This is a genomic window from Endozoicomonas acroporae (assembly GCF_002864045.1).
GTDB classification, from domain to species: Bacteria; Pseudomonadota; Gammaproteobacteria; order Pseudomonadales; family Endozoicomonadaceae; genus Endozoicomonas; species Endozoicomonas acroporae.
The window spans coordinates 92,077-102,175 of record NZ_PJPV01000026.1 but is presented as its reverse complement, the minus strand read 5'-3'; the positions used below and the strand labels follow the sequence as shown (position 1 = coordinate 102,175).

At 46.1% G+C, this 10,099-nt stretch carries 10 protein-coding genes; 6 read left to right on the top strand and 4 right to left on the bottom strand.

Translation table 11 applies throughout. From position 1 onward, the window contains the following. Positions 1-210: 210 nt before the first annotated feature. Positions 211-852, top strand: coding sequence for an RING finger domain-containing protein (locus tag CX664_RS05070; protein ID WP_101745694.1), 642 nt, complete (start codon positions 211-213; stop codon positions 850-852). A gap of 302 nt (positions 853-1,154) precedes the next feature. On the opposite strand, the gene minE is transcribed toward CX664_RS05070, so the two are convergent. From minE to minC, 3 genes are read right to left on the bottom strand one after another with little or no spacing between them, the layout of a single operon-like run. Beyond that, positions 1,155-1,406: a cell division topological specificity factor MinE gene (gene minE / locus CX664_RS05060; protein WP_101745692.1), complete on the bottom strand. Its 252-nt coding sequence runs from the start codon at positions 1,404-1,406 to the stop codon at positions 1,155-1,157. After that, positions 1,403-2,218, bottom strand: coding sequence for a septum site-determining protein MinD (gene minD / locus CX664_RS05055; RefSeq protein ID WP_101745691.1), 816 nt, complete (start codon positions 2,216-2,218; stop codon positions 1,403-1,405). The genes minE and minD overlap by 4 nt, the downstream gene beginning before the upstream one ends. Before the next feature lie 48 nt (positions 2,219-2,266). Beyond that, a complete protein-coding gene (gene minC / locus CX664_RS05050; RefSeq protein ID WP_101745690.1) occupies positions 2,267-3,073 on the bottom strand; it encodes a septum site-determining protein MinC in 807 nt (268 codons plus the stop codon). Between the two features lie 130 nt (positions 3,074-3,203). Between minC and lpxL the strand changes: the two genes are divergently transcribed. Beyond that, a complete protein-coding gene (gene lpxL, locus CX664_RS05045; protein WP_101745689.1) occupies positions 3,204-4,157 on the top strand; it encodes an LpxL/LpxP family Kdo(2)-lipid IV(A) lauroyl/palmitoleoyl acyltransferase in 954 nt (317 codons plus the stop codon). Between the two features lie 182 nt (positions 4,158-4,339). Here lpxL and CX664_RS05040 read toward each other — a convergent pair whose 3' ends face one another. Then, entirely contained in the window at positions 4,340-5,029 is a 690-nt protein-coding gene (locus CX664_RS05040) for a hypothetical protein (RefSeq protein ID WP_101745688.1), read from the bottom strand. A gap of 91 nt (positions 5,030-5,120) precedes the next feature. On the opposite strand from CX664_RS05040, the gene CX664_RS28055 reads away from it, so the two are divergent. The 4 genes from CX664_RS28055 to CX664_RS05025 all read left to right on the top strand — a co-directional run bounded on the left by CX664_RS28055 (position 5,121) and on the right by CX664_RS05025 (position 10,033). Beyond that, positions 5,121-5,378 (top strand): zinc ribbon domain-containing protein, encoded by a 258-nt coding sequence (locus CX664_RS28055; RefSeq protein ID WP_420810344.1) that lies wholly within the window; start codon positions 5,121-5,123, stop codon positions 5,376-5,378. A 221-nt stretch (positions 5,379-5,599) separates the two neighbouring features. Further along, on the top strand, positions 5,600-7,549 hold the full coding sequence (locus CX664_RS05035) for a BCCT family transporter (protein ID WP_101745687.1): 1,950 nt from the start codon (positions 5,600-5,602) through the stop codon (positions 7,547-7,549). 441 nt (positions 7,550-7,990) lie between these two features. After that, positions 7,991-8,935 (top strand): hypothetical protein, encoded by a 945-nt coding sequence (locus CX664_RS05030; RefSeq protein ID WP_101745686.1) that lies wholly within the window; start codon positions 7,991-7,993, stop codon positions 8,933-8,935. 105 nt (positions 8,936-9,040) lie between these two features. Then, a complete protein-coding gene (locus tag CX664_RS05025; protein WP_101745685.1) occupies positions 9,041-10,033 on the top strand; it encodes a hypothetical protein in 993 nt (330 codons plus the stop codon). The last annotated feature ends 66 nt before the right edge of the window (positions 10,034-10,099 follow it).

The window sequence follows — 10,099 nt, the reverse complement described above, 5'->3', positions numbered from 1 at the left end:
ATAGGTTTTAAGTAGCTAACCATATGAAATCATATATTTCTGACTCCTTGTTCAGGTACTCTGCTTCGTTACAACTCCGGTCACATAGCTACGGCTATGCTCCCTCCGTTGTGCCTCGCATAGCACCTGCCCAAGTAGCCAGAAATATATGATTCCATATGGCCAGCTACTTATTTCATTGTTGAAACTGACCTGTTTCAGAATTGGATAATGCTGCCTGAGCCCACTAAAGTAAGTGGCTGTATGAACTTGTTGTTGATTGCTCTGTCTAAAAAGAATAATACGAATGAACTTACCCAAATGAATGAAATAAGCATGTTCCCTCAAACATCTGCTGAAAACCCTTGCCTCATTTGCTTTGAGGATTTTTCCCAAGAGCCTGACCATGCATTATCTACCCTGAAGTGTGGGCACGTCTTCGGTCGTTCATGCATTATCGAATGGCGAGAAAGGAACACACGTTGCCCCATGTGCAGGGAAAATTTTTTTCTACCAAAAGAGAGTTCAGACGGCAGTTTTACCAGTGCATTGAAGGATCAATTCTACAATACCCTGTACAATCGAACGGTGTTGGCGTGCACATTTGTTTATTGTGGATTTTTTTATGCAACCAACCTTGAGAAGCTGGCTCGCTTTAATGCCTGTGCTGTAGCTGTTGATCTTGCTTGTACCCTGGCCATAAGATGTGTCTCAGAAGTCAGTGATGATGTAATGTCTGTATTTTTCGGCAGGGCTGGCACTCAAAACTGTCACTATCATAATCTGCCCCAAAAAATAGTGACTGAAGGTATTGTCAGCTGTTCGCTCATTACTGCTGGTTGGCTATGTCGGAAATTGCTTTTGGGCTATTGACCGGGTTGAAGCGATAGGTAGTGATCTCACAAAAAATATGTTTGACTTCATTTTGGTTGGTAAACAATGTTGCCGTGCAGGCTGCAATGGCTTTCGGCTGGCAAAAAGATACAATGATCAGGCAATGATTGCAGGGATAAGTTGCGAAAGGGATTTTGGATTACAGGGATTTTACCCGAGGTTGCAACAAAATCTCTATCACATTGTCGAGAGGTTCAAGTGCCGTTTTACGAGGGAACAAGAGATTGTCCAAGAATAAACTGCCCTACGTGGCAACTGCCGTACGGCAGTCTATTCTCGGTCTAGTTCGGCAGCTGTACATTGACCTCAAGGATAGAACAACCATCCTGAGAGTCCAGCTTGATGTCAATACACTCCTGCTGGACCTCTATGTATTTTTGAATAACCTCAAGAATATCCCGCTCCATGGCTGGCAGAAAATCACGCCCACTTCGACTGCTTCGTTCATGGGCTACTATGATCTGCAGCCTTTCCTTGGCAATCGCGGCGCTGTTATCTTCTTTGCGTGAGCGGAATAGCTGCATAAGACTCATCCTATTCCTCCGAACATGCGCTGTAAGAACCCTTTTTTGACGGGTTCGAGAAAACGGTGTGGTATGTCTTCCCCAAGGAAGCGCGCTACCACATCGTTGTATGCCTGACCGGCATCACTGTCGGTATTGCATACGACGGGTACCCCCTGGTTGGAGGCTTTCAAGACTGAGGTGGACTCAGGAACCACACCAATCAGTGGTATCGCCAGAATTTCCTCGACATCCTGAATATTGAGCATTTCTCCCCGTGTCACCCGCTCAGGATTGTAGCGGGTTACCAGTAGATGCTCTTTGACGGGTTCAAGGTTTTCGACTGCGCGACGGGACTTGCTTTGCAAAATACCCAGGATACGGTCAGAGTCCCGGACGGACGACACTTCAGGGTTTGTGGTAATAATGGCTTCATCGGCAAAGTAGAGAGCCATCAGGGCACCGTGTTCGATACCTGCCGGAGAGTCACAGATGATGTATTCAAAGTCTTTTGCCAGCTGGTTCAGGACTTTTTCAACCCCTGCATGGGTAAGGGCTTCTTTGTCCCGGGTTTGGGATGCTGGCAGAATGGACAGGTTTTCTGTGCGCTTGTCTCTGATCAGCGCCTGATGCAGCTCGGCCTCACCGTTAATTACGTTGACAAAGTCGTACACGACACGACGCTCGCAGCCCATCAGGAGATCCAGGTTTCTGAGGCCTACATCAAAGTCAATGACAACTGTCCGATGACCTTTAAGAGCCAATCCTGTTGCAATGGAAGCACTGGTGGTGGTTTTTCCAACACCACCTTTTCCAGAAGTCACAACAATAATACGAGCCAAGGTGAAATCCTGTCATAAATCAAGAACTGAACTATTGTCCAGTATTTCTTAAAGTTTCTTTATGTGCAAGCTTTGTGCCTCGAGGGATACAATAACACTGCCGCCCCAGAGGGGATCACTGTTACTGGCTGCTGAGGGCATTTTATACTGACCGTTGATGGAAATGAGTTCGGCTTCAAACTGCAGACAGAAAATACGGGCGTCAGTATTACCATTGACCCCGGCCAGGGCCCGGCCGCGTAATGGACCATAGACGTGTATATTACCGGCGGCCAGAAGTTCTGCACCGGAACTGACCGGGCTGGTAATGACCAGATCGCCCTCGGCATAGACCTGCTGACCAGAGCGGATCGGATGTTCTATAAGTGTGGTCTTATGAATGACTGGTGATGTTTGCGTCTGGTTGGCACTCTCTGCTGCAGCGGGACTGGCGGTGTGGGATTTCTGCATGATGACCACATTGGTTTCAACATGGCTTTCCACATGAGCAGCAGAATTTTCTTCTGACCGGTTCCGTTGCCTTGGTGACGGGAGCCAGGGAATGCCTGCCATCATGGCGTTCTGTTTATGGCTTTCCTGGCCGCCACGAACAGCAATCAGGATCAGGCCAAACTGTTGCAGGCTATGGCGCAGTTGGTAAAGATCAATCGGTGGTTGTTCCGGGCTGAGTTGGTCGAAGGCGATGATGACAGGTGCCTGCTGGAAAAACTTGGGTGCCTTGCGCGTCATGTTCTCCAGCTGATTGGTAATATCCGCAGGATTGGTAGAATGCAATTCAAGAGTAGTCAGTGTATAAATACCACCGGTCATCTTGAAAGCTGCAGCGGTAGTACCGGTTTGCAGTTGAAGGGTCATAAAGTACAACTCTGGTTGTGTATAACGGCTTTGTATGACGAGAGTCAGCAGATTAAATGGTCAGCTTTTTATACAGCAGAGTCTAGCGTAGAGAACTCAACGTTCAGATACAAGTATTGAATTAACCTATATGTCGCAAAACCCTGATGTTAACAAGCAGGCTGATGCCCGTGCAGACGACGTCTTTCGTCGGGCCTATCTGCACCCGAAGTACTGGCTTACCTGGCTGGTGATCGGGCTTACCGTTATCCCTTCGCTATTGCCTTATCGCTGGCTTCTCCAACTGGGACGATGGCTTGGACGTATCATTTACCATGTGGCGGGTGACCGTGCTCATGTTGCCCGGGTGAATCTGGAGAAGTGTTTTCCTGAGTTGAGCCAGGCTGAAAGAGAGGTGCTGCTGAAGAAAAACTTTGAGTCAGTCGGCATTGGTGTCATGGAGGTTACCATCGCCTGGTGGTGGCCTTCCGGCAGGTTGGACAAGATCGTTTCTTATCAAGGGCTGGAAAAACTGAAGTCTGATGATGGCACCCTCCTGATGGTTATGCATTTCACTACCATAGAACTGGCAGGTCGCCTGATTACCCAGCGCCACAGCGTGGATGCCACCTATCGAGAGCATGGGAATCCGGTTTTTGAATACGTTCAACGTCGTTTAAGACACCGTTTTGATCCTGGCAGCCAGTTGCTGAGAAGGAAGGATGTTCGTGGCATGCTGCGCTCATTAAAGTTGGGCAGAACCGTCTGGTACTCTCCTGACCAGGACTATGGCGTCAAAAATGGACTCTATGTGCCTTTCTTCGGTATTCCCGCAGCGACCATTACCAGTACCTCACGCCTTGCCAAAGCGGGCAGGGCGAAAGTGATTCCCATGACGGTGACCCGGCTGGCTGGTGCCAAAGGCTATCGGGTTCAATTGCATTGTGCCCTGGAAGGGATTCCTTCCGGTGACGACTTTCAGGATGCGCTGCAGGTTAACCAGTTTGTCGAGCAGCAAATTCGTAAGCATCCTGAGCAGTATATGTGGCTTCATCGGCGGTTTAAAAATCGCCCTGAGGGTGAGGCGGACTTCTATCGGGGCTGACTGCCCTGAATGCTCACTGATTGAGTGTCCGGAATATCCTTAGTCAGAAATAGCGTTTCCCGTGTTCTTGCAGAGGACGGCGGCTGGGTGGCCGCTGTCTTATATTGAATAAAGCCATCGGCACTTCCCTGATGTCTGAAAATACCTATAGAACCCGTCGTTCAATGGTCATTTCTTTTTATTTATGGCTTAAGGCCATAATTCATGGCTCGCTGTTGAGCTTGCTTGAGAGTATTGCGAAAAAGTAAATCCATATTCTCATGTAATTGATCAAGACTCACATCTTCCCCACTTTGGTCGACTGGAGGAAAAAGCATCTGTAAGTTCATAACTTTATCATCATTACTCATATTTTGATCAAACAAAAATGCCCTCAGTTGAGCAAAAAATTGTTTGTTTTTTTTCATAAGCTGATACTTATCACTATAAACCCTAACCCATTGTGTTCCTTCATAGTCTCCCTCAACCTTGTAAAAACCACCTTGGTATTCACCATAAAGCATTCTCTTGGCGCACCAGCAGGGGGCACCAACATCAGGGTTCAAAATGGTTTTAAGATCACAGAATCGAGTATCATGAATTAACTTTGCCAATGGCTGGTACTTAACGGGATCAGCTTCAAATAAACAATTTGGATCTTCAAGGCCATTGAATATTCCCGGATGATCTTTGTTTAGTCGTTCAATTGTCTCTTGCTTTAAAGTTCCCGGAGAAGTGTAAGAACCAACATATAAAAGATAAAAATCATCATCAGAGGACAGCTTTAGCTCAACAGAATCACCAGAGACAGATTCCGGCTGATTCGGCTCTGGTGGCGACTGGCCAGCACCGGCAATGAACGAAGATGTTAGAGAAGAAGAGGGAGGAATCATAAGTCATACCGTTACTTGTTTATCTGGTAGGACAAAATAAAAACAGGAGGGTTCCCTGAACATAATAAAATAATTACATAATTCCAGATCATTGTCGGTAAGGCAGACTACCGGGCTGAATAGTCGTACTCTTGTTGGGATAGACCGATTCTTTCCCCGTTCCAATGGTTGTTCCTGCTGTGGGTTTGTCGATAAAAATCTAACGTCGTTTATCTGTAAATGTGATTATCCTGAGTGCAACAATCATCACGACAGTGACATAAACGTAGCAGAGAATATCGAAGCCGAGGTTAGGGCCTGTAGCGATCCGGGAACCCTCCCCCGACAGGAGGCGAGTGTCAGAAACTAGCCAATATGCTCAATAATGGATATTTCCGTAGATTTTGTAGGTCTTTATGCTTATTATCTCTTCGGAAACTCTGGTGCATAAATGACCGGTTTGAATGGCATATCAGGCAGGATGTTTACCATGAACATGTAGCCGAAAAAATTAACGTCCCTTTTTGTTTAAAACTGATAACGATTGTTTTCACAGCTGCAACGGCTGTGCATTATTGAAGACCAAAGATTATGGAAGAGCATTTTAAGCTTGTTGATAAGCCGACCTTTTTTGGTGCGGTTATTTTGTTGATCTCGGTGGTTATACCGCTGGCACTGTTTCCGGATGAGGGCGCTCACTGGATTGCCATCGCAAAAACCTTTATGACGGACACAATGGGGGTGCTTTATCTGGGCCTGGGGCTGGCTGCCGTGGTGTTTATGGCCTACGTGGTATTTTCCGATATTGGCCAGATCAAGCTGGGTGATGCCAATGAGCAGCCGGAGTATTCGACCACCTCCTGGGCGGCCATGCTGTTCTGTGGTGGCATCGGTGCCAGCATTCTCTACTGGGGTTGTATTGAGTGGGCCTACTATTATCAGTCACCGCCTTTTCAGCTGGCTTCGGGCAGTGAAGAGGCAGTTCGCTGGGCGGCCACCTACGGTATCTTCCACTGGGGGCCTGTTGCCTGGTGCATTTATATGATTCCGGCTATTCCCATTGCCTACTTTTTTCATGTGCGCAAAAACCCGGTCCTGAAGGTATCTGCTGCCCTGATGCCGGTACTGGGAGAAGCTCGCAGTAAAGGGCCACTGGGCAAGGTGATTGACGTGCTGTTTATTTTTGGCCTGCTCGGTGGTGCTGCCACCACGCTGGGTTTGGCGGCACCGTTGATCAATGAAGGCATTACCTACCTGACCGGTATTCCATCCACCAATGGCACCCAGATTGGTGTATTGATGGTGTGTACGGCACTGTTCGCCTATTCCTCGTACAAGGGAATGGATGGTGGTATCAAGCTGCTGAGCAATATCAACTTCTGGGGAGCCCTGAGTCTGCTGGCTTTTGTCCTGGTGGTGGGGCCTACGCTGTTTATGGTGGAGACGGGTCTGGACTCCATTGGGCGGATGCTGTCCAACTTCTTCGTCATGGCCACCTGGGCAGAACCTTTCGGTGGTTATGGCACCTTTGAAGATACCCACTTCCCTCAGGACTGGACCATCTTCTACTGGGCCTGGTGGTTGGTATATGCACCCAGTATGGGACTGTTCGTAGCCCGTATTTCCAAAGGGCGAACCATTAAACAGATGGTCGGCGGTGCGATTTTCTGTGGCTCCCTGGGGTGTGCGGTGTACTTTATCGTACTGGGTAACTTTGGTCTGTCCCTCCAGCTTTCCGGTCAACTGGATGTTGTGGGTATTCTCAATACTGAAGGCCCAACAACCGCTATATTCAGTGTGCTTGAACAGCTGCCGTTCAGTTACGTGGTTATCGTATTGTTCACATTGCTCTGTATTATCTTTACTGCGACTACCTTTGACTCCATCTCCTTTATTCTCGCGTCAGTTGTTCAGACTAATGTGACTGAAGATCCCATGCGCTGGAACCGCCTGTTCTGGGCTTTCACTTTGTCACTGATGCCTTCTGTGCTGATGTTTATGGGTGGCCTGGCCACCTTGCAGACGGCAGCAATTGTCGGTGGTCTGCCGCTGCTGGTGATTGCGGTGATGTTGATGATTTCTGCAGTGAAAGCCACCATGCTGGATATCTCCCGCCAGGAAGGCTACGAAGAACCCACCATCAATATTGAAGAACTGCCGGAAGTGGACCCATGGAGCCTGGAAGGTTCTGCACTGGCCCGCTTTGAACAGCTGAAAGATCAGGCGACAGAAGCCGTAATTGCAGAGCGTCAGGCCCATGAAGCGCTGGCTGCACTGAAAAAACAGATTCGCCGGGAGGCTATGGCTCGTGGTGCAACGGGGTCTGATCTGGGGGATGCACCTGCCCCATTGCTGGAGGAAGTTGAGCGATTAACCCGGGTTGCCATTGAGGCCAATGAGAAGCGGCAGGCTGCTTCTGAGTTGGCTCAGCAGGCGCGCATGGAGTTTAATGAGCTGATGCGTCAGAAAGAGGAAGAGCAGAAAGCGCTGGAGCGTCTGCAGGCTAAAGAAGAAATTCTGATGCGCATGGGCAGAGCTTGATTTTTTAAAGTTTAACCACTGCCCAGCCTGTTGGTAAAAGGGTTGGGCAATGTGATTTGAACATCCATACTGGAAACAAACACGGGCTAACGACAGTATGGTGGTATACATCTGGCAAGAGAGTCCTCGTAAAGTTTGTAGAGGGAATTCGCAACCTGATCACGAGGGAATTGGTTGAGTCACATAGGTATTTTGACTGATCGTATGAAAAGTTGGAACTTATCATAAGGCTGCTGGTCAAAAGATCGTAATGAAATAATTACTGATCTCTGTTTGGAATGAGTCTGACTAAAACAGGCACTGCCACTTGTTCAAAGCAGGCGGTGTAGAAAAATTAAGGACGTTATTGGCAGGCTTTTCCTGAGAGAATGTCCGGCATTGACTGTATCTTATGGTCAATCCTTAATATCTTTTAACTCATAAAAGTATGAGAACACTAACATGTATTCTGCAACTACCAGCACAGAACAGTTTGCCCCCGGCACAGCTCAGCCGCCGTCTGGCGGCATGCCATTAGCTCTTGCCGTGCCTCAATCCTATCAAAACCATGTCAGGTCGTTGCCTGAGGACAGACGCAGAGAAACTCTTCAAGAAATGTTGTGGTTTATAAAAGAACAGTTCCCTGAGGAAATGTCGGCATTTTTTGAAAGATCCTTGGAGAATCGAGAGGTAACCCATGCTGAAAATTCCTCTGAGCCCAGGGTAGTATCGATAAGTCCGATGGAAAAATTAATTGCTCATCACGACTGTCCTGAATTAACTGCTCATTTGAATAGTATGGTGGAAGAATTTAACGCTAACTTAAAACATTTTATAAGCTATTCACAAAATAGTGAGCTTCCTTCAAACATGAGAGAGCGTGCCTCGAAAAAGTTTTCAAAACAATTGGAAGATTTTGGAAATGATATTCACAAAATGACTAGCCAGGATTGTGAAAGTTCCCGTGCAAATAGGAAAGTCGTAGCGGCAACACAGAAGAAGCTTGCTGCATGGCACAACTCGGTAAAAATTCTTTGTCAGGGATTGCTTGATCCATTTCTTGATGATCCAGAAGGATTCAATCACAATTCCACAGAGAAGGATAAAGCACTTTCCGCTCTGAGTGATATACAAAGTCTAAAGCAAGATGTTGGAAAAAAAGATTATTTCAAGATTGATATTTTATTAAATTATTTAGCTAAAGGTGGGTTACACAATCATGTTTGTTCCCGCTTGAGTGATCTTATTCTTACTGATTTTATTGGCAGTGGTAACCTGATAATATTCCAGAAAACCCTGCAGCGGTTATTTGAATATTATCAATTCATCCCATACGAAGGGTCTCTTGGTGAAATTACCAATGATCTCTACGACTCTATCAAATTGTTTGCAACAATGAAGACGTAGACTGGGGGCTAATAATTCAGTTCCTGAGATAAAAATCCGGCATTGACCGCATCTTATGGTCAATCCTGAATATCTTTTAACTCCCAAAAGTATGGGAATACCAATATGTATCCTGCAACTACTACCGGCAGAAATCAGTATGCCTCCACAGACCATTCGGCGTCTGGCAGCTCAGCATTGATAACTTTTTCCGTCTCTCAAGCCTTTCATAAACTTGTCAAGACGTTGGAGTCGTCTGACAAGGTCAGATGCAGTGAAACTATTCAAGAAATGTTGTGGTTTATAAATAATGAGTTCCCTGATGTAATGTTGAGATTTCAAGAAAAATCCTTTAGTGAACGAGAGGTGACGACCCTTGCTGAAAATTCCTCTGAGACCAGGGCTGTAACGATAAGTCCGATGGAGAAACTGATTGCTAATCATAAAAGCTTTGATTTAATTACTCATTTGAATAGTTTGGTAGCTGACTTTAACATCAGGCTAACTGTTTTTACAGGCCATTTTCACGATAGTGAAAGTTGTCCATCCAACAGAGAAATGAATTTGAACATCTTTTCATCAAAATTGCATGATTTTGGAAAGGATATTCTCAAAAAGACTAACAGGACTTGTGATATTGATACATACCACGATAGTGAAGCGTGTATTGAGTTGGCAGAGGAAACAAAACGGAAACTTGAAGCATGGCACAACTCAGTTAAAGTTCTTAGTGAGGGATTGGTTGATCCGTTACTTGATAAATCAGAAGGACTTGATCATAATTCCAGCGAGAAGGAAAATGCAATTTCCCATCTGAAGGAAATACAAAAACTACAGCATGAGGATGGAAAAAAAGATTATCACAAGATTGATATTTTATTAAGATATTCAGCTAATAGTGCTGCATTACGCGAAACTGTTCGTTCCCGCATGAGTGATTGTATTCTTAAAGATTTTATTGGCAGTGATAACTTGTTAGTTTTCCTGAAAACCATGCAGCTGTTATTCGATTATTATCAATTCACCCCATACAATGAGCCTCTTGGTGAAATTGAAAAAGACCTCTGCGACACTATCAAAAAGTATGCAAAAATGAAGAAGCCGGTTGGGTACCGTTAATTCAGTGACTGGTGGAAATAGACAGCCTTAAGAACTGTCATTTTTAATAATGTTGACTAGGAGCCT